This window comes from Allopusillimonas ginsengisoli, assembly GCF_004153455.1.
Classification (GTDB): Bacteria; Pseudomonadota; Gammaproteobacteria; order Burkholderiales; family Burkholderiaceae_B; genus Allopusillimonas; species Allopusillimonas ginsengisoli.
The window spans coordinates 24,737-49,437 of sequence record NZ_SDQE01000005.1 but is presented as its reverse complement, the minus strand read 5'-3'; the positions used below and the strand labels follow the sequence as shown (position 1 = coordinate 49,437).

Here is a 24,701-nt window from a genome sequence, read left to right as displayed (position 1 = left end):
CCGATTACCCCAGTTTTATATTGCGGGCGCCAATCAGGCGATCGTAAATCCAGTACAGCGTCAGGATGAGCACCAGCAGCAAAGTGCCCAATGCGGCGGCCAGGCCCCAGTTGTTGGAACGCTGCATGTGAAAGGCGATGATATTGGAAATCATTTGTCCGTCTGTGCCGCCCACCAGCGCCGGGGTGATGTAGTAGCCCACGGAAATAATGAAGACCAGCAACGAACCCGCGCTCAGCCCCGGTAAGGTCAACGGCATGAAGATATGAAGAAATGCCGACCAAGGGCGGCTGCCCAAAGAAAGTGCGGCGCGCACATAGCTTGGGTCTATGCCGCGCATGACACTATAGAGCGGCAGGATCATGAACGGCAGCAGGATGTGGGTCATCGCGATGACGGTGGCCATGCGTGTATAAAGGATCTCGAGAGGTTGCCCAATCAAGCCGATGGCCTCGAGTATGGAGTTGATGACACCGTGGGTTTGCAACAGCGCAATCCATGCCGTTGTTCTGACCAGCAGCGATGTCCAGAACGGGAGCAGCACCAGAACCATCAGCATGCCGGCGATGCGACGAGGCGCATGGGCAAGGTAGTAGGCGAGCGGGTATCCGAGCACGATGCACAATACCGTGATGGTCAGGGCGATGCCCAGTGTCTTGCCATAAAGCTGGAGATAAATGCGCGCGGATTTTCGCCAGTGCAGCTCGCCTTCCGCACTGCGCTCCAGATCGACGGCGGTCAGGTAAAAGCCGTCGGTATACGGCTGGCCGACTTCCTTGATGGCGCGCCATAACCCCGGTTGCGTCCAGCGGGCATCGGCTTCGCGCAGCTTTGCGGCCCCGTTTGATGCGATGTCCTCAGTCGAAAGCTGTCGCATTTTTCGCGCAGTGGCGTTGATCAGGCTGGACGAGCCAGGCTGAATCCTGTTCACGGCCGCTGCCAGAGTACCCGACTTGCGCTCATTCGCCAGAGTTCTGAGCTCGCCGGCAAAGGCCTTGAACGCGTCGTCGTCGGGCAGTCCGGTTTTCCAGTCCGACAGCGCAGCAACCGTTTCGGGTATCAGTTCAGCAACCGCAGGGTTGTAGACGCTGCGATAAAGCATGGACGCAATCGGGGCTACAAAGGCAAAGAAGATAAAAGCAAGCAACGGTACGACAAGCAGAAACGCAATGCGTTTGCGCCGCTGAAGTTCGCGCCTTTCGGTGCGAACTTCATCAGGCGTCAGTGTACCGGCTTCGTGCACCGACGGTGCTGCGGCGAGGTGGGCCGAGGTGTTGCCTGGTGTGCTTGTTGCCTGCATCTTTGTGGCGGTGTTGCTTATTTGAGCAGCCATTCATTGAATTTTTCGCCGAGGCTTTCTCCATAATCCGCCCAGAAGATGCCGTCGGCCTTCAGTCCCTCGTCCACGTGGGAACTGGGCAAGTGCTCGATGACGTCTTTGTCAACAAGGGCCATGGAGGACTTGCGCGGCGGACCGTAAGCGACATCCTGAAACCCGGCCAGCGCTTTGGTACTGGTCGTGAAGGCGACAAAGTTCAGTGCTTCTTTCAGTTTGGGTGTGCCTTTGACAATGCCCCAGGCATCAAGATCGTACAGATTGCCGTCCCATACCATGGTGAACGGCTTGCCTTCTTTCTTGATCGCTTCGAAGAAGCGGCCGTTGGCCGACTGCACCATAATGGCGCCACCGTCGTTGAGCAGTTGCGGCGCCTGGGACCAGCTATCGAACCAGACAATATCGCTTTTGATGCTGTCAAGCTTGGCAAATGCGCGGTCCTGGCCTTCAGGGGTGGCCAGCACCGTGTAGACGTCCTCGGGTTTGACGCCATCGGCCAGCAAGGCCCATTCGAGATTGACTTGTGCGCGTTTGCGCAGCGCCCGCTTGCCGGGGAACTTCTTGAGATCGAAAAGATCCTGTATGGTGCTTGGCTTGTTCTCGCCGATCGTCTTGTTGTTATACGCGTAAACGGTGCTCCAGATAATTTCGCCGATCCCGCATTCGTTGCTCAGGGCCTCGGGGATGAAATCTTCTTCAGCGGGCGTGCCGTCGGCGCCCGCCTGCAGGATGTCGTGCGGAATGACTTCGAGCAGGCCTTCGGAGCAGGCGCGTTCAAGGTCTATGGTTTCGATGTCGACCACATCCCACTGTATCTTGCCGGCCTCCACTTGTGCCTTGATTTCCGCCACGCCGCCCGTGTAGTTTTCGAACAGCACATTGTTGCCGGTGGCTTTCATGTAGGGATCGATCTGATGCACCTTCTGCGCCGCGCCATAGGCGCCGCCGAACGAGACGACCGTCAGCGTTTCCTGAGCCTGTGCTGCGCCCCACAGCCCCAGGCTGAGCGCCAGAACGGGCCCCAGCGTTTTATTGAGTTTTATCATGGCGTGTCTCCTTGGACTGGATTGGTGTCACTACGGAAAGCAAAACTGTCTTCTGCGCGCCAGGCCAGTACGGCGGACTGGCCGTTTGCCAGGTCTGGCGCGCGCGTATCGTTGAGCGTCTTGACGGCTACCTTGCAGCCGTTGTCCAGCTCGAAGTAATAGCGGATGAAGTCGCCCACGTAATGCCGGGTGATGAAGCGCGCGCCGACCTGGTTATCCAGTGTCCTTGCATCGGTTTGAATGGTGAGTTTCTCAGGCCGGACCGACACGATGCAGCGCTGTGCACCAACCAGACAGTTGCCGTTGAAGGTCGTGATGCGTGCGCCGCCCTCAAGGCTGCTGCGCGCCATTTTGCCGTCGATTTCTGGCGCGAGCGCCGGAATGAGATTGTTTTCTCCGATGAAGTTGGCGACAAAGGCGTTGGCGGGGCGCTCGTACAGATCATCCGGCGAGGCATACTGCTGTACCACGCCTTCGTTGAAAACGGCAATACGGCTGGACATGGTCAGCGCTTCTACCTGGTCGTGCGTCACGTAGATGACCGTAAACCCCAGTTGGCTGTGCAGACGCGTAATTTCAAACTGCATCTGTTCCCGCAGCTTTTTGTCCAGCGCGCCCAAGGGTTCGTCCATCAGGACCAGGGTGGGCTCGAAAATCAGGGCGCGCGCCAGGGCAACCCGCTGGCGCTGTCCACCTGACAGTTGCCCGGGGTGACGGTCGCCAAAATGACCAAGCTCTATCAGCGCCAGATAGCGGTCGACGCGCTCCCTGATCTGCGTTTTGGGCAGGTTTCGTACCTTGAGCGGATAGGCCAGGTTTTCTGCCACTGTCATATGCGGAAACAGTGCATAGTTCTGGAACACCATGCCTATGTTGCGCTTGTAGGGCGCGGTGGTCGTAATGGACTTACCGCCTACGGTAATCGTGCCGCTGGTCACGTTCTCGAATCCGGCTAGCATCATCAATACCGTGGTTTTGCCCGATCCCGAAGGGCCCAGCAGGGTGACGAATTCTCCTTGCTTGACGTCCAGATTGAAGTTCTTTACGACCAGCGTTTTCTGATCATAGGTTTTTTTGACGTTGACGAACTGCAGGAAATTTTCGACGCGCGATGGTTCCATGGTTGTCCTGTTCTACTGGCTGCCGGGAAGGAGCCGGTGTGCGAATCGCCCCCTTTGGTTGCTTTGCCGGCAAGAATAGCATTCCCTATTGGGGCGGGAAACCGGGGTTTCCCCTTCTTGAGCCAGGGGTGCCTTGCCAGCCGGGCGCCGTCAGATCAGATCGTCGCTGATGCCGCGCCGCTTGCGCATGGCCCGACCTATACGATCGATATCGTGGTCGCTCAACAGGCGCGCTGCCATGGGCAGCACTTCGTCTTCTTCGATACGCATATGGCGCGCGTAGGTGCTGGTAAAAGTGATGACCGCGGCGTCAGGCAGCAGCGCCGGCTTGCCCGCGGCAATGCGTTGCAAGGACGCGCGCAGCGTACGCCAGGCGCTTTCAAGCAAGCGATGCTCGGCGGAAAGGGCGCTGGTCAGTTCGCGAATACAGACTGCGTCGGAGCCTGCCATGGATTCAAGCAGTGCCGGAAAAAGGTCTTCTTCTTCATCGGCGTGATGAAGCACTGCAGCCGTGTCGAAGTAGCGGATGATGCCGGCCGCAGCGCGTTGGGCGTCGGCATCGCTACCTTGCTCGAGCGCATGACCGCTCAGCCGGCTGAGCGTGGCGCAATAGCGCTCGATACGAACATGGCAGGCCGCCAGCATTTCCAGTGGCGCTTCGGTACTTGCTGCGGGGCCAGAAAACCCCGGAAATGCAGTACTGCTCATTTGATATGCTCCCTGTTTGTAGGCTCCCTGGGCGAAATCGCTTGGCTTTCCGCTGCAATACAGACGGTACGATCTTCTGGCGGGCATTTTGCAGCCATGTCTGTATGACAAGGATAAACACCATTGTATGGCGCGGCGCCTTCGAGCGCCCACGCTCAGGGGGATCGCTGTCGTTGAGCAATGCCAGTTGCATATGTTGTTGAGTTATATATAAAGAGCAGAAAAATTCTTGTGAGATATTAAGTCCAAAAGTACAGTTCGATATAACTAATTGGTTAATTGAACCAAAATGAAACTCTCATTCAAGAATATAGATAAGCAGTTTTCCGACTTGCCGGTTATCAAGGGATTTGATCGCGATATCGGCGACGGAGAGCTTGTAGCGCTGGTGGGGCCGTCGGGCTGCGGCAAGTCTACGTTGCTGCATTTGGTGGCGGGCCTGGAAAAGCCCAGCGCGGGCACACTGCTGGCAGACGGCAAGCCCATCAAGGGCGCGCACCCTGAGCGCATGCTCATGTTTCAGGAAAATGCGCTGTATCCCTGGTTGACGCTGGTCCAGAATGTGGCGCTGGCGCTGGAGCTGCAGAAACAGGATAAATCCAGCGCGCTGCGCAGCGCCAGAGCCTGGTTGGGCAAGGTCAATCTTGCAGGGTTCGAAGATTATTTTCCGCATCAGGTGTCCGGTGGAATGCGTCAACGTGCAGCCTTGGCGCGCGCTTTTATTACCAACCCCAAGGCGCTGCTGCTGGATGAGCCCTTTGGCGCGCTGGACGCCCTGACCCGCATGACATTGCAGGATGTCCTGCGCCAGTTGATCCGCGAGACCACCCCCACGGTCTTATTGGTTACGCATGATGTCGACGAAGCCTTGTTCCTGGCCGACCGCATCCTGGTGTTCAGCGCCAGGCCTGCAACGGTGCTCAAGGAATTTACCTTGTCGCAGCAAGAAAAATCGCATGACCTTTCTGCGTTTGCGTCAATGAGAAGGGAAATCCTGGGTCTGCTGGGCATCAACACCGAGGTCGACAACGGGCCGCCTCGCGAAACGGCGCCGCCTTCTGTCGGCACACCAGCGGCAGGCGGTGTGTTAACCGCCGATCGCGCAGAAAGCCGCGCCGCACCAAAATTTACAGAAGAAGCGCTGGCCTGATCAGTGTCGGTATTCCGCGCGGGCCGGCAGGCCCGGTTGCGCGGAAGCCGCTTGCGCACCGGTCAGCACCCCTAGCAAGTCGCGAAACACTCGTTGCGCGCCGTTCAGCATCCGGCAGAAGGCTGCCGGAGGCATTTGGAGTTATTGATGAAGCTGTCACGTTTATTGCTGCCTGCATTGGCGGCGCTCGCCTTGTCCGGCCAGGCTCTGGCGGCAGACACATTCAAGATTGGCTATTTGCGTGTCATGGATGATGCGCAGGCCATCGCCGCTTACGAAGGCGGGTTCTACAAAAAGCACGGGCTGGATGTCGAGCTGGTTGAATTCAAGTCTGGTACGGATCTGATCAAAGCCATTGTGGGCGGCCAGCTGGATACCGGCGTGCTCGGTTTTACCAACGCAGCGTCCTGGTCCTCCCGGGGGGCAGACTTGAAGGTTGTCGGCGGTGCGCAGCACGGTTTTCACGCGCTGGTCGTTCGCGAGGACGCGGGCATCGACAAGGTTGAGGATCTGAAAGGCCGTACGCTTGCTTCCCAGAAAGAGGGCAGCACTGCTGATACTGTACTGAAAGGGGTTGTACTCAAGGACGCCGGGCTCAAGGCGGAAGATCTCTCCATCATGGGCGTGAGTCCACAAGTTGCCGTGCAGTCGCTGGTCGGCAAGCGGGTGGATGCCGCCTTCCTGTTCGAACCGCAAGCTCGTATCGCGCAGCTGATAGCGCCCGTCAAGCAAATTTACGAGGTCGGCGAGGTCTGGCCGTTCCCGTGCATGGTTGTCATTACTTCCGGCGATACGCTCAAGAAACGCAAGGACGACGTCTGGAAATCATTGGATGCCCAGCGCGATGCCATCGATTTGTTGCAGAACAAGCCCGAGGAAGGCGCCAAGCTGATTGCCAGCTACTTTATCGCCGAACCGACGCTCAAGACGCTGCACCAGGGCGAGGTGGCTCGTGAAGACGTCATACGTGATGCCATCAAGAGTCAGACGTTCAGCCCGGTACTGACCGAACCGGAACTGGCGCGCATGCAGGAAATCGCCGACATCATGCAGGCCCAGGGTTCGCTCAAGACAAGTGACGGCAAGCCTTTCGACGTGAGCAAGATTGTTGATCTGGATTGGCAACAAACGCGCAAACTGTAAGGCGCCGGCGAGCTGTCCCGGGTAGCGCGTACTTTACCGCAGTGATTGTGTTTCCTGGCCGGCGCTGACCGGCCGTCTCTTCTTTTTAGCAGCAAGCATGAGCGTTCAGAATAGACTCTCTCCCAGTAGAAAAAAAATGGCCATGGCGCTTGCGGTGGCGACCATCCTCTTGTTCTGGCAGATCATGGCATGGATACTGCCCGATTTTCTGATGCCCGGTTTGCCGCCGGTGTTTATGCGGTTAGTGGAAGACATTAAAACGTCTGCCTTCCAGGCACAGCTGTCGGGCAGCCTAGGACGCCTGGGGGCGGGCTATCTGGCTGCGCTGATCTTTGGCGTGGGGTTTGGGCTAGTCGGCGGCATCCTGTTCTTTTTCCGCGAAGTGCTCAAGTCCGCCATCATTATTCTGCAATCCATTCCATCGATAGCCTGGGTACCACTCTTTCTCATTATGATGGGTTTTGGAAATCTGCCCATTATTGTGGTGGTGGCATTGTCCGCATTCTTTCCGGCTGCGCTTTCGGTAATGAATGCCACCGAGAGCGTCCTGGCAGTACATGTATCAGCGGCCAGGGTGATGGGTGCAAGCCGCTGGGATATGCTCAAACGGGTGTATTTGCCTGCGGTGATGCCCGAGCTGATTACCGGGGCACAGCTGGCGTTTGGCAACGCCTGGCGCGCATTGATATCGGCCGAGATGCTGATTGGTTTTGGGCAGGGGCTGGGCCGTTCCCTGGCGTATTCCGGTGAGACGGCCGATATGATTGGGGTCATGGCCAATATCATGACAATCGCCGTGCTGGCGACCTTGATTGATCAGCTCATGCTCGAAAACCTGAAGCGTCGTGTCTTGCGCTATCAGTACGTTTGACCATGTCCGCCTTCCGTCCAATATTGCCTGGTCGCTTTATGTTGCTGGCCGTCGTCTGCGTCGCGGCGGCCCCGGCATCCGCGGGCGCTGCCAGCGTGGCGCATTCCGATGAGCATGCTATGGCGGAACGCTCACTGGTGTTGGGCGTGCACTATGTCATTCCGCCCTTCATTGGCGGATCCAAGGTTCGTACGCCAGATGCGCCGGATATGGAGCTGGCTGAGGCGCTTGCGCACAAGCTGAATCGTTCGGTGGTGGCGACGCCGGCTCGGGACCCCGAAAGCGCCGTGGCAGGGTTGAGACGAGGCGACATAGACGCGGCTCTGATCAGCGTGCCCGCCAAGGCGACGGTGCCGAACGGCGAGGTTGCAACCGTGCCCACCGGCTATGTATCGCGCCCCATGGCGATTATGCGCACGGACACCGATATCACCACTTGGGATCAGCTCAAAGGCCGTACGGTATGCCTGTCCCAAGGGGGCTTGTATGTCGGCAGCATGGCCGCCCGTTATGGTGCGCTGGAGAAAGTCATGCGCGCACCGGCCGATTCTCTGCTGGCAATGCGAGTCGGCGAGTGTGACGCGGCGGTTCACGACGAGGCGTTGCTCAAGGCCTTGCTCAAGTTCCCGGAGTGGAAGAAATTCTCCGCCAGTCTTCCTCCCGGCCCGCAAGCCAAACTGGTGTTTGCTGTATCCGCCCAGGATGTCGACACGCTGGATGCTGCCCGAAAGTTGGTCGCTGAATGGCGAAGGCAGCGGCATCTGGCCGAGATCACGGCCAAACGGGCCCAGGATATAGCTTTTGAAGTGTATCTGGATCAGGAAGTGCCGGACTGCCACTAGCCAGTTGTCGGCCCTGCTTCATTTGCCGTCGCGCGCAGGCTTGAGCAGTGATGGCGCGGCGGGCGGCGGTTGATCTTCCGGCATGGCATCGTTAAGCTGATCCCTTTGGACGTGGGGGGCGCATGAAAACCATCGGGCTGTTAGGCGGCATGAGCTGGGAAAGCACTGCGGACTACTACCGGGAAATCAATCAGGGTGTAGCACGCGCCTTGGGTGGCCTGCACTCGGCTGAGCTTGTCATGTACAGCGTCGATTTCGAGCCCATCGAAAAACTGCAGCATCAGGGCGACTGGGAGGGCGCGGGGCGCATTCTGACGGATGCGGCCAGGCGTGTGCAGGCAGCGGGCGCTGATTTTCTGGTGCTGTGCACAAATACCATGCACAAGCTTGCCGATGATATCACCGGTTCGGTGGATATCCCGTTGCTGCACATTGCCGACGCGACGGCGAAAGAGCTGACGTCGCATGGCGTTGGCACCGTTGGGCTTCTGGGCACGGCCTTTACCATGGAGCAGGATTTCTATCGCGGTCGTCTTGAAACACAGTTCGGCCTGACGGTGATTGTGCCTGACGTGGCCGACAGAAAAATCGTTCACGACATAATTTACCGCGAGCTCTGCCTTGGGAGCGTGGAGGCGGGGTCGCGCGCTGAATATCTGCGCATTATCAGCGGGCTTGCTGCGCAGGGCGCGCAAGCAGTTATTCTGGGCTGTACAGAAATCGGCCTGTTGGTGAGCCAGAAGGATACCGATGTGCCGTTATTTGATACGACGCGCATCCACGCGCGCCATGCGGTGAGCATGGCGCTGGGCCGCTAGCGCTTATTGCGCAGTACCTTCTGCAGCGGGATCACAGGTACCCGTGCCCAGGAATTCTGCTTGGGTTACATGGCTGCCGGGCGCAACATCGTCAATCAGCCAGACATTGCCTCCTATGGTGCAGCCGCGTCCCAATGTGACACGGCCGAGAATCGTGGCGCCAGCGTAGATCACCACGTCGTCTTCGACAATCGGGTGGCGCGGCAAGCCTTTTTGCAGTTCGCCGTTGGCATCGAGAGGGAAGCGCTTGGCGCCCAGGGTGACGGCCTGATAAATGCGTACCCGTTCGCCGATGATGGCGGTTTCGCCGATGACCACGCCCGTACCGTGATCGATGAAGAAATGGGGGCCGATCTGCGCGCCGGGGTGTATATCGATGCCCGTGGCCGAATGGGCCAGTTCCGACGACATGCGAGCCAGCAGCCCCAGGCCCTGCTTGTAGAACTGATGGGCAATACGATGGTGGATCATTGCCAGGACGCCCGGATAGCACAGCAATACTTCGTCTACGCTGCGTGCCGCGGGGTCTCCCTGATAGGCAGCCAGTACATCGGTGTCGAGCAGGCGGCGGATTTCGGGCAGCGCCGATGCAAATGCCTGGACTGCGGAAACCGCTCTTGCCTCGAGGGCGTTGCCTTCGATGTTCTGGCGGCGTGCCTGGTAATACAGTTCGAGGCGAACCTGATGCAACAACGCATGCAGCGCGGAATCAAGCGTGTGGCCTATGTAGAAATCCTCGCTTTCTTGCCGCAGATCCAGTGGCCCCAGGCGCATGGGAAACAGCACACCTTTGAGGTCTTCAAGAATGCGTGCAATAGCCTGTGGAGACGGAAATTCCCGCCCACCAGGTTCGCGTGAACGGTGCTGGGCGATACGCCAGTCTTGCCTGACCGCGTTCAGGGAGGTGACAATGGGTTGGATATTGAATACAGCCATGTGAGCAGTGACTCCGGACACTGAATGAAACCCCAGGTAAAGCCTGCAGTATGACGCCTTGCCTGCCCAGGACGCAAACCGGTAGACTCAGTCAGACAGGGGGAAAGAATTATGATACCAATCTATTCACCAAAGTCGGAGTCTGAGGCTGCCGTGATTGAGGCTTTGATGCAGGCTTATGATATTCCGTATGTCATGCGCGGGGGCGCATTCAGCTCCATGTATCCAGGGCCGGTTACCAACAGCCTGAACCAGCAGGCGTTGCTCGTTGATGAGTCGGATGTGGAACTGGCTATGCAGTTGATTGCACCCTTTGCAGGGGATTAACTGCTGCGCACCATGGGTGTATTGAAATCGGTGGCTAGTCTCTGACCCATTTCCAGGCAATGGGGTAGGCAAATATCAGCCTGTACACGCGCATGGCGGCGCTAACGAGCGGTTGCTCGATATGTTTCCAGCCCAGGCTGACCGCCAGGCTGGCCAGCGCTGCCGACACAAGCGCGCCGGCCATGTCCAGCGGGAAATGCACGCCCAGGAAAATGCGGGACCAGGCGACGCCGAGGCCGGCGGCCAACACCAACCAGCCTGCGCTGACGCGTGGCTTGTTCAACACCAATGTGAAGCCTATCGCCCACAGGATGCCTGCATGGTTGCTGGGAAAGGCTGGCGTCGGGGCGTGGGCAAAAAACGTGTGGCCAACGTCCAGGACGAAAGGGCGGCCCCTGGGCCAGGCCAGGCCCGCAAGGTAGTTGATCGCCAGCACTGCAAGAACGGCGCACAGGACATGGAGGGCGAGTTTGCGCTGGGTGGCATTGCCCCAGCACCAGGTGCCGACAAGCCCGACTGGCACCAGGTAGATCAACTGGTTGGCAAGAAAATAAGCGAGCACGAGCAGCCAGGGCGCTGTGGAGGGCGACCCATTCAAGTACAGAAAAACTTTCAGATCCAGTGCATTCAAGACAGTCATGGAAGACATTCTCTTGCAAGATGCAGCTTGAAAAGAAGTATGTAATGAAACGGTAATGATCGTGTAATGCAACCGGGGCGTAGCGGGCCAGGAATCAAGCCGAGGCCTTTGTGCTGAGTGTTGGCGGCGTCACGCTGCCGTCAAGCGTGATCCGGATCGCCCATTGCAAGTTCGGGAAGCTTGAGCACTGCGAAGAACTGCCGCAGCGCGTAGACATCTCCGCTGTAGCGAATCATGCCCGCCTGGGCGGCAGTGTCAGGGTCGAGCCCGCCATAGGCCAGGTTCAGCAGAATCTGCGTGCTGGCTTCAATCATTGCGTCTGGCGCTTGCGCGTGGCCGCGGGTAACCGTCATTTGCCGGTTTTTGACATGGGCGTGAAAGTCTTCGCCCTGTATGCGCACGCCTATGCTCAGTGTCTGGTCGCTTGCCGCGCTGGGATCAAACATGGCTTTGAATGATAGCAGGAGCGCATCGGGCCCCAACGCCCGGCCACGCTCGAAAAAGGGCGACCTTACCCCCCAGCGCGCCAACTGCAGGACCAGCGGTTCGAGTTCCTGCCCCCAAGGCGTCAGCTCATAGACCCAGGCACTCGCGGGGCGCGGTAGCTTGCGCCGAATGATGACCCCGCTGGATTCCATTTCGTTCAGTCGTTGAGTGAGAACATTGGGACTGATGGACGACAGCCCGTTGCGTAGGTCGCTAAACCGTTTGGGGCCAAGGAGCAGGTCGCGCACAATCAGCAGCGCCCAGCGCTCGCCGATGATATCCAGTGCATGGGCGGCGGCGCAATAGTCTTCGTAGCTTCTTTTTTTGCCTGTTTTCACCATTGTTTTGACATAGTCAGCTCAGTACCTAGGCAAGAGTGTAACGCCGAAATACTTTTTTAATACTTATTAATTGTTTTTTAGGACTAGCGAGTGATAAATTAGGCGCGTCGAAACATCGCGCTGCCACCTTCCAGGGCTCCGGAAGTCGCTGCATAGCGTGTTTTAACACCACCAGATAGAGGAGATAGACATGACTACGGAAGAGTCCAATAGCGCCGCGCAAGCGATTCAGACTGGCATACATAACTGGGCGACAGCGGTTCGTGACAAGGACGTTGATCGCATCATGGCGTATTACGCGCCGGAGATTGTGGCATTCGATGCCATTCAGACCTTGCAGTTCAAGGGGATGCAAGCCTATAGGGAGCACTGGAAGTTTTGCATGGATATGTGCGATGGATCCATGGTGTTTCAGGTCCATGAACTGGATATCCAGGTGGCGGATGACTTGGCGGTTGCGCATGCGCTTATCCGCTGCGGTATGGAGGACGAAAACGGCAAGCAGGGTGAGTCGGGCTATTCTCGCATGACAGCCAGTTACCGTCGCACTGGGGATGGTTGGCTGGCCACGCATGAGCATTTTTCGCTGCCATTTGATATTCAGACGGGTAGGGCATTGTGTGATCTCAAGCCCGAACACGAAGACGACCAGCCAAGGGTACGCGCTATTCCGCTGGGCATGAACACGATCACACCGCATTTGGTGTGTGCCGGCGCGGCAGAGGCCATCGAATTCTACAAGAAGGCATTTGGCGCGAGCGAGGAAAGCAAGCTTGAAATGGCGCCAGGAATGATTGCGCACGCATGTGTCCGTATCGCAGGTTCCGCGGTCTTTTTGATGGATGAAGCGCCCCATTGGGGGGCCAAGGGGCCGAAGACGCTCAACGGTTCACCAGTGTCCATGCATGTATATGTGCCCGATGTGGATGCGGCCTTTGACAAGGCGGTTGCCGCAGGCGCCACGGTGGTCATGCAGCCACAGGATATGTTCTGGGGCGACCGTTACGGTGTTGTCGAGGATCCGTTTGGTCATCGATGGTCATTGGCCACACATGTGCGCGATCTTACGCAGGCTGAGATCGAGCGCGGCGCGAAAACCATGATGGAGCAGGATTGCCCCTCGAAAGCCAGCGCGGAGTGATCTGCGTATTGTTTGGCTTTGCGGCTGTCATTGGCCAAGGTCGGCGCAGGCATATTCCACGATGAGCTGCGCCGATACGATACCGTTCCAGGTGTTCTGGTCGAGGCGGTAGGCGACGTCGACATGCTCGGGCAGCATTTCCGCGTGATTGAACCAGATGGCATCGAAGCGTTGGTGTCCGCGCTCCAGGCTGAGTTTCAGGTGCTTGTCTTTCAACAGGCGCTGCTGCCGTACGTAAAAGGTATCGCGGAAAACGGGCGCGGGAAAACCGGCGCCCCAAACCTGGCGCTGCAGTAATCCGGCCACCTCGGCATTGGCATACCCGGTTTCCAGCGATCCGTCCGTCTCGATAACCGGCTCGAAACTGCTGCGGCCCGTAAGCTCGGTGACCGCGGCGTCAAAGCCCTGTATGAATTGTCCATAGGCGTCTTCGCGCAAGGTCAGACCCGCTGCCATGGCGTGGCCGCCGAACTTGAGGATGATGCCGGGGTGGCGCTTGGAAATCAGATCCAATACATCGCGCAGATGCACATCGGGAATGGAGCGCCCGGAACCGCGCAGTTCGCCCGAGTCCGACCGCGCGAAGGCCAGGGTAGGCCGCCAATAGGTTTCTTTGAGGCGCGAGGCCACTAGACCGACCACCCCCTGATGCCAGTCGGGGTGATAAACGCAGACGGTGGCGCCTATCGTGGGCGTGGTGGCCGCGATTGCGGCCAATGCCTCTTCGCGCATGGTTGTTTCAATGCCGCGTCTTTCCTGATTCATTTCGTCCAGTTGGCGAGCCAGTTGGAGCGCACGGCTTTCATCATCAGTGGTCAGGCATTCTATGCCTATGCTCATGTCGGCCAGGCGGCCGGCGGCGTTGATGCGGGGGCCCAGCGCAAAACCGAGGTCGAAACCGCTGGCTTGTCGCGGCTCACGTCCGGCAACCGCAAACAGCGCGCGGATACCGGCCTGGATGCGCCCACTGCGCATTTTCTGCAGGCCCTGCGTGACCAGTAATCGATTGTTGGCATCCAGTTTGACCACATCGGCCACCGTGCCCAGGGCAACCAGGTCTGCCAGTTGATCCAGCCGGGGGCCGCCATCGCTGGCATAAACGCCACGTCGTCGCAGTTCTGCGCGCAGCGCAAGCATAAGGTAAAAGATTACGCCCACGCCCGCCAGGTTTTTTGAAGGGAAGCCGCAGCCGGGCTGATTGGGGTTGACGATGGCAAGGGCCCGGGGCAGCGTGTCTCCAGGCAGATGATGGTCCGTAACAATGACATCGATTCCCACCGCTTGCGCCGCGTCGACCCCGTCCAGGCTGGCAATGCCATTGTCAACGGTAAGAAGGATATCGGGTTTGCCCGCCGGGTGCGCCACGGCAAGCGCGACGACGGCCGGCGAAAGGCCGTAACCGGTTTCGAAACGGTTGGGAACCAGAAAATCCACGATGGCGCCCATGCTGCGCAGGCCGCGCAAACCCACGGCACAGGCCGTAGCGCCATCGCAATCGTAGTCCGCCACGATCAGCAGACGCTTGTGCGCCTGAATTGCGTCGGCGAGCAAGGCGGCGGCATGCTGCACATGCGTGAGCTGGCCTGGCGGGATCATGGCGGACCAGTTTTGCTGTGCTTCGGCAGGGCTGCTGACGCCGCGCGCGGCCCACAGGCGGGACAGCAAAGGATGGATGCCAGCCGCCTCCAGCTGGCGGGCGGCGGCGGGATTGGGTGTGCGTGTACTCAGTGTTGGGGCGACCACCATGTTCTCCAGGATTCTTTATTGCGGCGCAGCCAGTGCGTCCAGCGCGAGCCAGCTGCAAGCTCGATAATGCGGTCTCGACCTGTCAGCACCAATTGCACGGACTCAGAACCAGCGAGGGCGGGAAATATGTTCTGTTCGAGCCAGGACAGCCCGTCCAGCCAGGCCGACCAGTCCTGACGAACAGACGGCGCCAGCAATATATCGTGAATATGAACGTCGGGCAGCGTCAGCGCCTTCAGTTGATTGGGGCGCGCGCCGCCATAGAGCCACAGACTGTTAACCGGTGGCAAGCCTTCGTGCGCACGCTCTTTATTGACGGGATGCTCAAACCACAGCATCTGTACCTCGTTGACCAGCTTGCGCCAAGGGCGAGAGGCCATATCCTGCGGCCACCAGTCGTTCACCGATGTAATGGCAACCAGCGCCGGGCTGGCTGATCGCGTCTGGTAACCGTCGGGCGGGATGACATGCCAATGCGGGTTGTCTGATCCGCTCAGCCGAAAACCGCTTTCCTCGAACATGCCATGCACTGACTCGAACAAGGCTACACTTTGGGCTGGTGTAATGGCCAGATCGGCAGCCGGCAACAGTGCGGCGCCATCGCGTGAAGGCGCCACATGGACGAGCTCGGCCAGCCAGATAGGCTGATCTGCGGGGTGATTGCCGCCACCGCGGAATGGTGCAAGGCCTGTGGCAAAATTCTGTTCGGGCGTGGGCTGGAAGCCCAGCGCCGCCAACTGCCAGTATTCATGGGGCAGGCAGGCGGTGTCGGCCGGATCGGCCTCAAGCTCCTTGTGGCGAGCGCGAGCCAGCCATTGTGCCAGCGTTGGCGCATTTTTTATCACGTAGGCAGCCAGTTCGCCCGCTTCTCGCGGTTCGGGCAAGGCGCCAGGTAGTACGATTTGCATTCCGGAATTGTAGTGTCAATGGGAAATGGTGGCTTGAAGATGTCATATGAGTTTTGGATAGGGGCGCGTTATGCAGGTCTGGCCCGGTCCCGACGCAAGGGTGGAGGGGGAGATCGCTTCGTGTCCTTTATCGCCGCCAGTTCCATGGTGGGGATTGCCCTGGGCGTGGCAGCGCTGATTGTTGTCTTGTCGGTCATGAACGGGTTCCAGAAAGAAGTGCGCGACCGCATGCTGTCGGTTTTGCCGCATGTGGAGCTGTATGCGCCCAATATGGCGCCGCAAATTGTGTTGTCGCAATGGCGTGATATCGCGGACCAGGCGGCCCAGAACCCGGAAGTCAAAGGATCGGCTCCATTTGTATCGGGCCAGGGCATGATTGTGCGAGGCGAAAAGCTGAGTGGTGTGCAGGTGCGCGGCATTGATCCGGCTCTGGAGCACGAAGTCTCCGATGTGGCAGAGCAGATGAAATCGGGCAAGCTGGCTTCGCTGGCCCCTGGCAGCTATGCCATTGTCCTGGGCAATTATCTGGCCTACTCGCTGGGTGTGGATGTGGGCGATACGGTGTTGGTATTGGCGCCGCAGGGTTCCATTTCGCCGGCCGGGTTTACGCCGCGCATGCGGCAGTTCACCATCACCGGTCTTTTTTCGTCGGGCTACTACGAATTTGATGCCTCCATGGCATTTATCAATTACGAGGATGCCGCCAAGGTATTCCGGGATAGCGCGCATACCGGCGTCAGACTGCGCATTGAGGATATGCAAAAGGCCCCGCTGGTGGCCGACGAACTGCGTCAAAGTCTGCCATCCTACCTTGTTGCGCAGGATTGGACCGAAAACAATCGTACCTGGTTCGCGGCAGTGCAAACCGAAAAACGCATGATGTTTTTGATTCTCGCCCTTATTGTGGCGGTTGCGGCCTTTAATCTGCTGTCTTCGCTGGTGATGGCGGTCAAGGACAAGCGGTCGGATATTGCCATTTTGAGAACGCTGGGGGCCAGTCCACGCGAAGTCGCACGGATTTTTCTGGTGCAAGGCTCGTTGATCGGCATTGTGGGCACCTTGCTGGGCGTGGGATTCGGGATGTTGGTTGCCTATAACGTAGGGACGATCGTGCCATTTATCGAACGCATGCTGGGGGTGCAATTCCTCCCGCAGCAAATCTATTTCATCAGCGAATTGCCGTCCGATCCGCAAATGACCGATATCGTCACGATTGCGGTCACTTCGCTGGTGCTGTCCCTGCTTGCCACGCTGTATCCCAGTTGGCGCGCGTCCAGCCTCCAACCCGCACAGGTGCTTCGCCATGACTGATGCTGTTATCCATGCCCTGAAAGCCACGAACCTGGTCAAAACCTATACCGAGAGCGGCCAGTCGATTTCTGTGCTGCGCGATGTGAGCCTGCATGTTGACCGTGGCGAAATGGTGGCGATTGTGGGTGCCTCGGGTTCCGGCAAGAGTACCTTGCTGCATACGCTGGGTTTGCTGGATCAGCCCACCTCGGGCGAGGTGTTTGTCAATGGCCATTCCGTTGCTGGTTTGTCAGAATCCGCACGCAGCCGGCTGCGTAACCAGCACCTGGGCTTTGTTTATCAATTCCATCATTTGCTGCCGGAGTTTTCTGCGCTTGAAAACGTAGCCATGCCGCTGATCGTTCGCCGTGAATCACGCAACAAGGCCCGCGAGCAGGCGCAGATCGTGCTGGAGCAGGTTGGCCTGGCCGATCGTGTGGATCATTATCCTGGCCAGTTGTCCGGCGGTGAACGGCAGCGCGTGGCCCTGGCCCGAGCGCTGGTGACACGGCCTACTTGCGTGCTGGCAGACGAACCCACGGGCAATCTGGATCGTTACACGGCCGAGAGCATGTTTGACCTGCTCGTGCGGGTGAACCGGGAGTTCGGTACTGCATTCGCCATTGTCACGCACGATCCCGCACTCGCGGCGCTGGCCCATCGACAGCTCGCGATGGAAAAAGGCAAGCTGATCGATGCGGAAACGGTACCGCTGGGCGCGGCCTGAGAACGGGGCGGCTCGGCAATGGCCAGGCGTCGCTTTGTCCAGAGCGCCGCCTCACCACTGCTCACAAGGGAACTGTAGATGCTTATCGATACGCATTGTCATCTTGATGCTTCTGAGTTCGACCACGACCGCCATGCGGTGATTGAGAAAGCGTTTGAGCATCGCGTTGCGCGTATTGTCATTCCCGCTGTCAGTCGGCAGAATTTTCAGGTAGTCCGGGACCTTGCACATTCCTTCGACGGCGGCGCCTATGCTTTGGGCATACATCCCATCGGTGTGCCAGACGCCCAAGAGCAAGACTTGCGCGTGCTGGAGACTATGATCGTGCAGGCGTTGGATGATCCCCGGTTTGTAGCGATCGGTGAAATTGGGCTGGATTTTTTTATACCAGAACTTAAGCAGGAAGCGATGGCCCGCCGCCAGGAAGCGTTCTATGTGGCGCAGCTGGAGCTGGCCCAACGCTATGCGTTGCCGGTGCTGTTGCATGTCCGCCGCTCGCAGGACCAGATCCTGAAGCAGTTGCGGCGCAGGCCATCGGTGACCGGGATTGCGCATGCTTTCAATGGCAGTTTTCAGCAGGCCCAACACTTCGTGGAGCAGGGATTTGCGCTGGGTTTCGGCGGCGCGATGACATTTGCGCGCGCGCTGCAGATACGCCGCCTGGCGACGCAGCTCCCGCTGGACGCCCTGGTGCTGGAAACCGACGCACCAGATATTCCTCCTGCCTGGCTGGGACAGCCGGGCGCACCCACGCCGCGTAACCAACCCGCTGAAGTCAGCAGGATCGCCCATGTATTGGCTGAATTGCGTGGCATGACTCCCGAAGAGGTCATTGTCGCGACAGGCCGCAATGCGCAGCGGGTGTTGCCGCGCCTGATGCATTAATGGTCTGCACGCCGTGAGTTCGGTGTTTTCCGAAGTGAGCTTGTCATGTCACGAGCCGCCAGATTGTTTGCCCATTCCTTATCCTGATTCGTTTGATGGCTGGATAGAGGCTAGCGATGACAGGGCGCATCAGTCTGCTCGCTTTTGTATTGGGCAGTGGGGCAGTACACGGCTTGTCGGATTTGCCAGACCGCAATGTGGTGTGGATGGCATTGGGCGGGCTGGGCATAATAATGGCCAGCATAATAGTGACCAGCTTGTGCTGGCGCGACGAACCAGCGAACATGGCACGCTCTGCGAAAGCGGAGGCAGGAGAGAGAGGCCACAGGGCAGAGCAAGCCAAGGTGTCGGCCGCTTTGCGCAAGGTTCGATTCAGCGCCGTGCCGGGGCGGCGTCGCATAGGCTTGCGGGCATCCTGGTTATTGCCTTTGTGTGCGTTCGGTGTGGGGTTCGCACAGACATCGCTGCGAGCGCAGGCTCGGCTGGCGGATGCGCTGCAACCCATTCATTACAATCAGGTCGCCCGCGTTGTGCTGCGCGTGGCGTCTTTGCCCAGGCTGGATGCCGAGCGGCGATCATTCGAGGCAGAGGTCATTTCGGCGGTTCCGGAAGGGGTTCCCGCGCGCATATTGGTCCACTGGTCCGCGCCGAATGGGGCGGGGCCTTATGGCCGCGGCAACAAGCCTCCGGCGCAGTTTCCTGAGATTATCCCAGGACAAACATGGCGCATGGCAGTGGTGATGCGGCCGCCCTGGGGGCCCCGCAATCCTCATGCTTTCGATTACGAACGCCATCTTTTCGCGCAGGGGGTCAGGGCAACCGGGACGGTGCGTGGCACGCCGCGTCTGTTGCATGAGGCAGGCCAGGCAAGCCTATCCATTGTTGCCGAACGGGCGCGGCATCATGTGCGGGCGGCCATGATGCCGCACCTGGACGGCATGCGTTATGGTGCCGTGCTGTTGGCGCTGGCCATTGGCGATCAAGCCAGCGTGTCGGCTGAGGACTGGCAGATTTTCAATCGCAGCGGCATTACCCATTTGGTGTCCATCAGTGGCTCGCATATCACCATGATTGCCGCGCTGGGCGGCGTTACAGTCAATATGCTGTGGCGGCGCCTGCGGTGGCGCGGACGGGCGCTGGCCGAACGCATGCCCGCTCAGGTCTGCGGCGCGTTGGCGGCTTTGTTTGTGGCATGGCTGTACTGCTTGCTGGCCGGGTGGGGGGTACCTGCGCGCCGTACCTTTCTGATGCTTGCCGTGGTGGCGGCCGCCTACGTGTTGCGTTTGCCCGTGTCGTCATCAAGCGTACTGTGCCTGGCGGCGTTTGCGGTGACGTTGCTTGATCCCTGGGCCGTTCTTGCCAGTGGCTTTTGGTTGTCATTCGGGGCAGTTGCGGTTCTGCTGGCGAGCAGCAGCTGGACGGGGCGCGCGGTTGGCCGCAACGTGACAGGGCCTTTCCAGCGGGTCCGGCGTTTCCTGGGCGCAGCCATCCGCGTGCAACTGGTCGTGACCCTGGTGCTGACGCCTGTCCTGGCACTGCTTTTTCATGAGATGTCTGCGGTATCGCCGCTGGCCAATGCCTATGCGATCCCCATCATTGGGTTGGTCGTGACGCCTGTGGCGCTGCTATGCGCGGCCGTGTCGCTGCTGCCTGGCCTGGGCGCTTTTGCGGGTGCCTTGGCCTGGCTGGGGCATGGCGCATTGCAGTTTACGATGGCGCCGACGGTGTGGCTGGCGTCGCTTCCTGCGGCGAGCTTTCCCGTTCCGGCAACATCCGCGTGGTTGACGTTACTGGGGCTGCCGGGGGTGGTGCTGGCACTCATGCCCTACGGTGCACCGTGCCGCCATCTGGCCTGGCTGCTGCTGGTGCCTGCATTGTGCTGGCGTCCGGATCGCCCCGACCATGGAGACTGGACACTGCATGCGCTGGACGTGGGGCAGGCGGGCGCGATTGTGATCCAGACGTCACATCATACGCTGCTCTTTGATACGGGTGGGCGGCGCAGCCCTGTTTCTGACGATGGCCAGCGGATTGTTATTCCCTATCTGCGTACCCTTGGGGTGCGCAAGCTGGATACGCTCGTGGTGTCGCATGCGGATCTGGACCATGCCGGCGGCTTGCGTAGTGTATTGACGGCGATACCGGTGACTCAGGCCTATGGGAGTTTCGACATTGATCAGTTTCTTGAACGCGAAGCCTATAAACTGGCGGCGAGCGGGCAACCTTCGCAAGAGGCGTTGCGCCTGCCTGACAAGCGTGAACCTTGTTTGCGGGGTTTGCGCTGGCAGGTGGATGGCGTGCAATTTGAGTTTCTGTGGCCGCAAGAAGCCATCGCCGCGCTGCCGGGCAATGCCAGTGCGCCGGGCAACCATAACAGTGCAGGCACGAAGCATAACAACCGCAACAGCCAGAGCTGCGTGCTGCGTATTACCGGTGCGCACCATACCGCCGTGTTGACGGGAGACATCGGTGCGCGCCAGGAGGAAATATTGGTACGGGGCGGGTTGGGCAAAACAGACGTATTGACCGCCGCTCATCATGGTTCCAAAACCGCTTCCACTCCTTTGTTCGTGATGGCGATGCAGGCAAAGCATGTTATTGCCCAGGCGGGGCCCTGGAACCGCCACGGCCATCCCAGCGCCACTGTGGAAAAACGATGGCAGCGTAGTGGCGCAAGGTTTTGGCGGACGGATAGGCATGGCGCGATTATTGCGCGGTCTGAGGCGTCAGGGCTGAAGGTCAGCACTGAACGGATGTCGAGGCGGCGGTACTGGACAACGGGCGTGCCTGCAAGCTCGTCGCACACTCGATTTTGAGGCCGGTGTGATCGCGCTGGTCAAGGTCAAAGGTCATGCTGTCAGCACGACCGCGTGCCCGCTCGTGTCAAAAGGGATAAGCGGCCCGACTGCGCCTGTTTTGATCATGTCCACCATTTTGTTCAACGGTGCTTCGGCGTCTTCGCTGCTTAGGGGTTGGCCTGTTTTCCCAGACAGGGCGGCTGCAAAAACCAGTGTCCACGCCGGTATGTATAGACGGGATTCGGCGCATAGGGCTTCAAAGCTATCAAGTTCGTCTGCGGATTTGTCCAGGCATGCCAGTGGCGTGAGCGCGCCGCCTGCGCCGGCATCGAACGCCTTGCGCTGTGCCGGTGTGCAGTCCTCGGGCAGTTCGACGGCCGTAAAAACGAACAGCAGCCGCTGAGGCACGCTTTGCTGGCGCGCTGCGGCGAGAAGGTCATCGAAACAGGAGATGTTCACTAGAGGTTTCCTTGCGTTGATGTGTCTGGTACTGATCGAACGAGAGGCCACAACGGTGTGGCGGGCAAAGGGGCACAATGCCTGCGGTATGTCTGGCCGTAGCAGTAAATATGGCGTTCAGCCGTTGTTGAGCTGGCCATCCATTCTCACGCGCCGGACATTGGACTGATAAAGCAGGATCAGGGATACCCAGACGATACCGTACAGCAGCATGAAGGAACTGGACCGTATGCCTGAAATTTCAAGGGCGGCGCCGAACATCACAGGCAGCAGAAAGCCACCCACACCGCCGGCCAGTCCGACAATGCCGGTGACAATGCCCATTTGATTGGGGAAGTCATCCGCTACATACTTGAAGGTCGACGCCATGCCGAAAGCGAATACCGAACCGAGAATAAACAGCAGGACGGTAAAGACGGGTGCCGCGATGTGGATATGGAAGCTGCGCGGACCATTGATGGTGTTGATGACAAAGGTGGTGTCAGGATAGGACAGGATAAACAGACACACCCAGGCGACCCATAGCCCCCACCATGTAATCTTGTGCGCTCCGTAGCGGTCGGCCAGGCTTCCTCCGACGGCTCTCAGTACCGCGCCAGGCAAGGAAAAACCCGCGGCCAACGCGGAGGCCAGTACGATGGAGTACCCGAATTCGGCCATCATGTACTGCGGAATCCAGAGCGAAAGCGCGGTAAAGCCGCCGAAGCAGATGGAATAGTATTGGCAATAGCGCCAGACGCGCGGATCCCTGATGATGCTGAGCTGATTGCTCAGCGAGAGCGTGGACTTCTTGACGCCGGGGTCCTTGACTGAGCCGAACCAGAAAACGATAGCAGTGGCCAACAGTGCGATAGCGTAGATCTTGGGGACGGCGCGCCAGCCCAGTGCGGATTGCAGCGCAGGTGTCACAAACAGATTGACGGCGGCGCCAATGGTGCCTGCGCCGAAGAATCCCATCGCAAATCCGCGTTTGTCGGGAGGGAATAGTCTGGCAACGTAAGGTGTGCCCACCGCAAACGATGCGCCCACTACGCCGAGAAACAAACCGATGAGCAGAAACTGCCATAAGGCGGTGGCATACGAGACGAGATAGACGGGAATTGCGCAGGCGACCAACAGCGCCGTCATGACGATACGGCCTCCGTAACGGTCGGTCCACATGCCTAGCGGCAGGCGCAGCAGGGCACCCGTCAGTACGGGCGTGGCGGTCAGCAGCCCGAACTCGGCGCTGCTCAGCGCAAGCTCTTCGCGCAGCGCGATACCGACCACGCCAAACATCATCCAGACGACAAAACACACCATGAAAGCGAAGGTGGTTACACATAATACAAAGAAAGGGGATCTATGCGCTGCCATCGCTGCTCCTGGTGAGTCTATGCCGGCTTGGGGTGGAATAGCCTGAATGAGGATGGGTCCGCCACGTGTGCGCTATTGCAGAAGCGGCCCATGAGGAACATCCAGTGAAACGCCCTGAACCTTCGCTCTGGAGACCAGCAAGGTCAAGTACTGCTGAATGGCCTTGTGACTGACGTAATCACGAAGATATTGTTCAATTCTTTGTGAGACCGCCTCAAAGGGCAGTTCGGCGCCATCCAGCCTGCGCTCTATCAACACGATATGAAAGCCATGGCGTGTTCTGACCAATCCAGGCAGCAGGCCTGTCTGCCTGGTGTCGAACAGCGCCTTGTCGAATTCGATCACGCTTTCACCGCGGGTGAGCTGACCAAGATTGCCACCGACCTTGCCAGAAGGGCAGTTTGAGAGGCTGCGGGCAAGCGCGTCGAATTTGTCGGGATGCCTTGCGAGATCACGACGAACTTCCTCGGCCCGCGCGCGCAGCCTGGACATGGCGACGCCTTCTGTGAGTGCAAACAGGATATGCCGGGCGTGGACGATATCCGGACTCCGGAATTTCGAGGCATTGGCGCTGTAGTACCGCCTGCATTCTGCTTCGGTAGGTTCGGGCATGGGACATTCCATGTCGAGAAGGCGGTCTATCGTGGCGTCGTCTATCGCCGCGCCGTCGTCCAGCAATCCTTTGGCACGGGCTTGTTGTGTCAGCAGCTCGCGCAGCACCAAGGCGCGTCGCGCGGCAAAGCCCGGGTCCGCTTCATCGGGATGAGAGGCGGTTTCGGCAGCGATCGCGTCATCGTCAATCAATACGCCATTAACGCGAAGCGAGCCTGTGTCCGGAGATTTCTCTGCATTTGTGAAGGCCTTCAGCATGCGAGGTTTCCTTGTATCAGCGTTTGCGGACGATCTGATGCGGGCGGGCGAGATAGCCGACCGTGGCAAAGCCACTCCAGATATGCACCAGCCGGGTAAAGGGCGAAATCAGGAAGATCGTGAAACCCAGAAAGATATGGGCTTTGTAGACAAAAGGTACGGTGGCGATCAGCGCCGCGCTGCCCGGGTTGAAGGTGACAATGCCCTTGACATAGCTGGTGAGCGTTTCAAACATCACACCGTCCATGTGCTGCAAGGACATCGGCACGGTCAGCAGGCCCAGGGCAAGCTGTACCCACAGCAGCGCCAGCACAAGAATGTCCGCGTTGGCGCTATTTATCCGTATGCGGGGGTCCGCCAGTCGTCGATAGAACAGAATGCTCAGGCCAACAATGGCGACGATGCCCGCCGCGCCGCCCCCCGCCATGGCCAGCAATTGATGTTGTGATGCATTCAGGAAGGGCGACACCATCCAGTGGGGCGCCAGAAATCCCACAAAATGGCCCGCGATCACAATCAGCACCCCAAAGTGAAAGAGATTGCTCCCCAGACGCAGTTGCCTGCGGCGAAGCAATTGCGACGAATCGCTTTTCCATGTGTACTGTTCGCGGTCAAACCGTATCAGACTGCCCAGCAGCCAGATGGTCATGCAGATGTAAGGATACACACCGAACAGCAGCGCATTTGTCGTACTTTGATTCATACATTGACTCCCAGAATACTTTTGGCCAGAACGTCGGGATAAAGATCGGTGTC

The 24,701-nt window shown here is 58.9% G+C and carries 24 protein-coding genes and 1 pseudogene; 12 read left to right on the top strand and 13 right to left on the bottom strand.

The window, feature by feature from the left end; all coding sequences use genetic code 11:
* Positions 1 to 4: 4 nt before the first annotated feature.
* The 4 genes from ERE07_RS11375 to ERE07_RS11360 all read right to left on the bottom strand — a co-directional run bounded on the left by ERE07_RS11375 (position 5) and on the right by ERE07_RS11360 (position 4,211).
* Entirely contained in the window at positions 5 to 1,333 is a 1,329-nt protein-coding gene (locus ERE07_RS11375; protein WP_245153659.1) for an ABC transporter permease, read from the bottom strand.
* Positions 1,318 to 2,382 (bottom strand): ABC transporter substrate-binding protein, encoded by a 1,065-nt coding sequence (locus tag ERE07_RS11370; protein WP_130008954.1) that lies wholly within the window; start codon positions 2,380 to 2,382, stop codon positions 1,318 to 1,320. The genes ERE07_RS11375 and ERE07_RS11370 overlap by 16 nt, the downstream gene beginning before the upstream one ends.
* The gene (locus tag ERE07_RS11365) at positions 2,379 to 3,503 is read right to left on the bottom strand and encodes an ABC transporter ATP-binding protein (RefSeq protein ID WP_130008953.1); all 1,125 of its coding nucleotides are present in this window, start codon (positions 3,501 to 3,503) and stop codon (positions 2,379 to 2,381) included. The genes ERE07_RS11370 and ERE07_RS11365 overlap by 4 nt, the downstream gene beginning before the upstream one ends.
* Before the next feature lie 150 nt (positions 3,504 to 3,653).
* On the bottom strand, positions 3,654 to 4,211 hold the full coding sequence (locus ERE07_RS11360; RefSeq protein ID WP_130008952.1) for a hemerythrin domain-containing protein: 558 nt from the start codon (positions 4,209 to 4,211) through the stop codon (positions 3,654 to 3,656).
* A gap of 289 nt (positions 4,212 to 4,500) precedes the next feature.
* On the opposite strand from ERE07_RS11360, the gene ERE07_RS11355 reads away from it, so the two are divergent.
* The 5 genes from ERE07_RS11355 to ERE07_RS11335 all read left to right on the top strand — a co-directional run bounded on the left by ERE07_RS11355 (position 4,501) and on the right by ERE07_RS11335 (position 9,035).
* Positions 4,501 to 5,361, top strand: coding sequence for an ABC transporter ATP-binding protein (locus tag ERE07_RS11355; protein WP_130008951.1), 861 nt, complete (start codon positions 4,501 to 4,503; stop codon positions 5,359 to 5,361).
* A gap of 147 nt (positions 5,362 to 5,508) precedes the next feature.
* Complete coding sequence (locus tag ERE07_RS11350; protein WP_130008950.1) at positions 5,509 to 6,504, top strand: ABC transporter substrate-binding protein; 996 nt, start codon at positions 5,509 to 5,511, stop codon at positions 6,502 to 6,504.
* Between the two features lie 97 nt (positions 6,505 to 6,601).
* The gene (locus tag ERE07_RS11345) at positions 6,602 to 7,375 is read left to right on the top strand and encodes an ABC transporter permease (protein ID WP_130008949.1); all 774 of its coding nucleotides are present in this window, start codon (positions 6,602 to 6,604) and stop codon (positions 7,373 to 7,375) included.
* A gap of 2 nt (positions 7,376 to 7,377) precedes the next feature.
* The gene (locus ERE07_RS11340) at positions 7,378 to 8,217 is read left to right on the top strand and encodes a type 2 periplasmic-binding domain-containing protein (RefSeq protein ID WP_245153657.1); all 840 of its coding nucleotides are present in this window, start codon (positions 7,378 to 7,380) and stop codon (positions 8,215 to 8,217) included.
* 122 nt (positions 8,218 to 8,339) lie between these two features.
* Positions 8,340 to 9,035, top strand: coding sequence for an aspartate/glutamate racemase family protein (locus tag ERE07_RS11335; RefSeq protein ID WP_130008948.1), 696 nt, complete (start codon positions 8,340 to 8,342; stop codon positions 9,033 to 9,035).
* 3 nt (positions 9,036 to 9,038) lie between these two features.
* On the opposite strand, the gene epsC is transcribed toward ERE07_RS11335, so the two are convergent.
* Positions 9,039 to 9,971, bottom strand: coding sequence for a serine O-acetyltransferase EpsC (gene epsC / locus ERE07_RS11330; protein ID WP_130008947.1), 933 nt, complete (start codon positions 9,969 to 9,971; stop codon positions 9,039 to 9,041).
* A 111-nt stretch (positions 9,972 to 10,082) separates the two neighbouring features.
* Here epsC and ERE07_RS11325 point away from each other — a divergent pair, with 111 nt between their 5' ends.
* The gene (locus ERE07_RS11325; RefSeq protein WP_130008946.1) at positions 10,083 to 10,298 is read left to right on the top strand and encodes a putative signal transducing protein; all 216 of its coding nucleotides are present in this window, start codon (positions 10,083 to 10,085) and stop codon (positions 10,296 to 10,298) included.
* A gap of 34 nt (positions 10,299 to 10,332) precedes the next feature.
* On the opposite strand, the gene ERE07_RS11320 is transcribed toward ERE07_RS11325, so the two are convergent.
* Complete coding sequence (locus ERE07_RS11320) at positions 10,333 to 10,938, bottom strand: phosphatase PAP2 family protein (RefSeq protein WP_167670852.1); 606 nt, start codon at positions 10,936 to 10,938, stop codon at positions 10,333 to 10,335.
* 140 nt (positions 10,939 to 11,078) lie between these two features.
* Positions 11,079 to 11,765: a winged helix-turn-helix transcriptional regulator gene (locus tag ERE07_RS11315; RefSeq protein WP_130008944.1), complete on the bottom strand. Its 687-nt coding sequence runs from the start codon at positions 11,763 to 11,765 to the stop codon at positions 11,079 to 11,081.
* 190 nt (positions 11,766 to 11,955) lie between these two features.
* Between ERE07_RS11315 and ERE07_RS22175 the strand changes: the two are divergent.
* Both ERE07_RS22175 and ERE07_RS21685 read left to right on the top strand, forming a co-directional pair.
* Positions 11,956 to 12,348, top strand: a pseudogene (locus ERE07_RS22175) (YybH family protein); the annotation flags it as partial.
* 96 nt (positions 12,349 to 12,444) lie between these two features.
* Positions 12,445 to 12,906: a VOC family protein gene (locus ERE07_RS21685; RefSeq protein ID WP_167670864.1), complete on the top strand. Its 462-nt coding sequence runs from the start codon at positions 12,445 to 12,447 to the stop codon at positions 12,904 to 12,906.
* 27 nt (positions 12,907 to 12,933) lie between these two features.
* Here ERE07_RS21685 and recJ read toward each other — a convergent pair whose 3' ends face one another.
* A complete protein-coding gene (gene recJ, locus ERE07_RS11305; RefSeq protein ID WP_130009089.1) occupies positions 12,934 to 14,649 on the bottom strand; it encodes a single-stranded-DNA-specific exonuclease RecJ in 1,716 nt (571 codons plus the stop codon).
* Entirely contained in the window at positions 14,631 to 15,560 is a 930-nt protein-coding gene (locus ERE07_RS11300; RefSeq protein ID WP_130008942.1) for a hypothetical protein, read from the bottom strand. Before ERE07_RS11300 ends, recJ begins: the two co-directional genes overlap by 19 nt.
* 39 nt (positions 15,561 to 15,599) lie before the next feature.
* Here ERE07_RS11300 and ERE07_RS11295 point away from each other — a divergent pair, with 39 nt between their 5' ends.
* From ERE07_RS11295 to ERE07_RS11280, 4 genes are all read left to right on the top strand, one after another.
* Positions 15,600 to 16,871 carry a lipoprotein-releasing ABC transporter permease subunit gene (locus ERE07_RS11295; protein WP_167670850.1) on the top strand — a complete coding sequence of 424 codons (1,272 nt, stop codon included), beginning with the start codon at positions 15,600 to 15,602 and terminating at the stop codon, positions 16,869 to 16,871.
* Complete coding sequence (gene lolD, locus ERE07_RS11290) at positions 16,864 to 17,577, top strand: lipoprotein-releasing ABC transporter ATP-binding protein LolD (RefSeq protein ID WP_130008941.1); 714 nt, start codon at positions 16,864 to 16,866, stop codon at positions 17,575 to 17,577. Before ERE07_RS11295 ends, lolD begins: the two co-directional genes overlap by 8 nt.
* Before the next feature lie 78 nt (positions 17,578 to 17,655).
* Complete coding sequence (locus ERE07_RS11285; protein WP_130008940.1) at positions 17,656 to 18,462, top strand: TatD family hydrolase; 807 nt, start codon at positions 17,656 to 17,658, stop codon at positions 18,460 to 18,462.
* Positions 18,463 to 18,578: 116 nt separating this feature from the next.
* The gene (locus tag ERE07_RS11280) at positions 18,579 to 21,278 is read left to right on the top strand and encodes a DNA internalization-related competence protein ComEC/Rec2 (RefSeq protein WP_130008939.1); all 2,700 of its coding nucleotides are present in this window, start codon (positions 18,579 to 18,581) and stop codon (positions 21,276 to 21,278) included.
* A gap of 33 nt (positions 21,279 to 21,311) precedes the next feature.
* Here the strand turns inward: ERE07_RS11280 and ERE07_RS11275 are convergent, their stop codons facing one another.
* The 4 genes from ERE07_RS11275 to narI all read right to left on the bottom strand — a co-directional run bounded on the left by ERE07_RS11275 (position 21,312) and on the right by narI (position 24,648).
* Entirely contained in the window at positions 21,312 to 21,719 is a 408-nt protein-coding gene (locus ERE07_RS11275; protein ID WP_130008938.1) for a ribonucleotide reductase subunit alpha, read from the bottom strand.
* 117 nt (positions 21,720 to 21,836) lie between these two features.
* Positions 21,837 to 23,075, bottom strand: coding sequence for an MFS transporter (locus ERE07_RS11270; protein WP_130008937.1), 1,239 nt, complete (start codon positions 23,073 to 23,075; stop codon positions 21,837 to 21,839).
* A 72-nt stretch (positions 23,076 to 23,147) separates the two neighbouring features.
* Complete coding sequence (locus ERE07_RS11265) at positions 23,148 to 23,945, bottom strand: peptidylprolyl isomerase (RefSeq protein ID WP_130008936.1); 798 nt, start codon at positions 23,943 to 23,945, stop codon at positions 23,148 to 23,150.
* A gap of 16 nt (positions 23,946 to 23,961) precedes the next feature.
* Positions 23,962 to 24,648: a respiratory nitrate reductase subunit gamma gene (gene narI, locus ERE07_RS11260; protein WP_130008935.1), complete on the bottom strand. Its 687-nt coding sequence runs from the start codon at positions 24,646 to 24,648 to the stop codon at positions 23,962 to 23,964.
* Between the last annotated feature and the right edge of the window lie 53 nt (positions 24,649 to 24,701).

Bases quoted from the DNA above. Each gene is read 5' to 3' on its own strand.
- ERE07_RS11375 (WP_245153659.1), bottom strand. From the start codon at position 1,333: ATGGCTGCTCAAATAAGCAACACCGCCACAAAGATGCAGGCAACAAGC.
- ERE07_RS11370 (WP_130008954.1), bottom strand. From the start codon at position 2,382: ATGATAAAACTCAATAAAACGCTGGGGCCCGTTCTGGCGCTCAGCCTG.
- ERE07_RS11365 (WP_130008953.1), bottom strand. From the start codon at position 3,503: ATGGAACCATCGCGCGTCGAAAATTTCCTGCAGTTCGTCAACGTCAAA.
- ERE07_RS11360 (WP_130008952.1), bottom strand. From the start codon at position 4,211: ATGAGCAGTACTGCATTTCCGGGGTTTTCTGGCCCCGCAGCAAGTACC.
- ERE07_RS11355 (WP_130008951.1), top strand. From the start codon at position 4,501: ATGAAACTCTCATTCAAGAATATAGATAAGCAGTTTTCCGACTTGCCG.
- ERE07_RS11350 (WP_130008950.1), top strand. From the start codon at position 5,509: ATGAAGCTGTCACGTTTATTGCTGCCTGCATTGGCGGCGCTCGCCTTG.
- ERE07_RS11345 (WP_130008949.1), top strand. From the start codon at position 6,602: ATGAGCGTTCAGAATAGACTCTCTCCCAGTAGAAAAAAAATGGCCATG.
- ERE07_RS11340 (WP_245153657.1), top strand. From the start codon at position 7,378: ATGTCCGCCTTCCGTCCAATATTGCCTGGTCGCTTTATGTTGCTGGCC.
- ERE07_RS11335 (WP_130008948.1), top strand. From the start codon at position 8,340: ATGAAAACCATCGGGCTGTTAGGCGGCATGAGCTGGGAAAGCACTGCG.
- epsC (WP_130008947.1), bottom strand. From the start codon at position 9,971: ATGGCTGTATTCAATATCCAACCCATTGTCACCTCCCTGAACGCGGTC.
- ERE07_RS11325 (WP_130008946.1), top strand. From the start codon at position 10,083: ATGATACCAATCTATTCACCAAAGTCGGAGTCTGAGGCTGCCGTGATT.
- ERE07_RS11320 (WP_167670852.1), bottom strand. From the start codon at position 10,938: ATGACTGTCTTGAATGCACTGGATCTGAAAGTTTTTCTGTACTTGAAT.
- ERE07_RS11315 (WP_130008944.1), bottom strand. From the start codon at position 11,765: ATGGTGAAAACAGGCAAAAAAAGAAGCTACGAAGACTATTGCGCCGCC.
- ERE07_RS21685 (WP_167670864.1), top strand. From the start codon at position 12,445: ATGAACACGATCACACCGCATTTGGTGTGTGCCGGCGCGGCAGAGGCC.
- ERE07_RS11300 (WP_130008942.1), bottom strand. From the start codon at position 15,560: ATGCAAATCGTACTACCTGGCGCCTTGCCCGAACCGCGAGAAGCGGGC.
- ERE07_RS11295 (WP_167670850.1), top strand. From the start codon at position 15,600: ATGTCATATGAGTTTTGGATAGGGGCGCGTTATGCAGGTCTGGCCCGG.
- lolD (WP_130008941.1), top strand. From the start codon at position 16,864: ATGACTGATGCTGTTATCCATGCCCTGAAAGCCACGAACCTGGTCAAA.
- ERE07_RS11285 (WP_130008940.1), top strand. From the start codon at position 17,656: ATGCTTATCGATACGCATTGTCATCTTGATGCTTCTGAGTTCGACCAC.
- ERE07_RS11280 (WP_130008939.1), top strand. From the start codon at position 18,579: ATGACAGGGCGCATCAGTCTGCTCGCTTTTGTATTGGGCAGTGGGGCA.
- ERE07_RS11270 (WP_130008937.1), bottom strand. From the start codon at position 23,075: ATGGCAGCGCATAGATCCCCTTTCTTTGTATTATGTGTAACCACCTTC.
- ERE07_RS11265 (WP_130008936.1), bottom strand. From the start codon at position 23,945: ATGCTGAAGGCCTTCACAAATGCAGAGAAATCTCCGGACACAGGCTCG.
- narI (WP_130008935.1), bottom strand. From the start codon at position 24,648: ATGAATCAAAGTACGACAAATGCGCTGCTGTTCGGTGTGTATCCTTAC.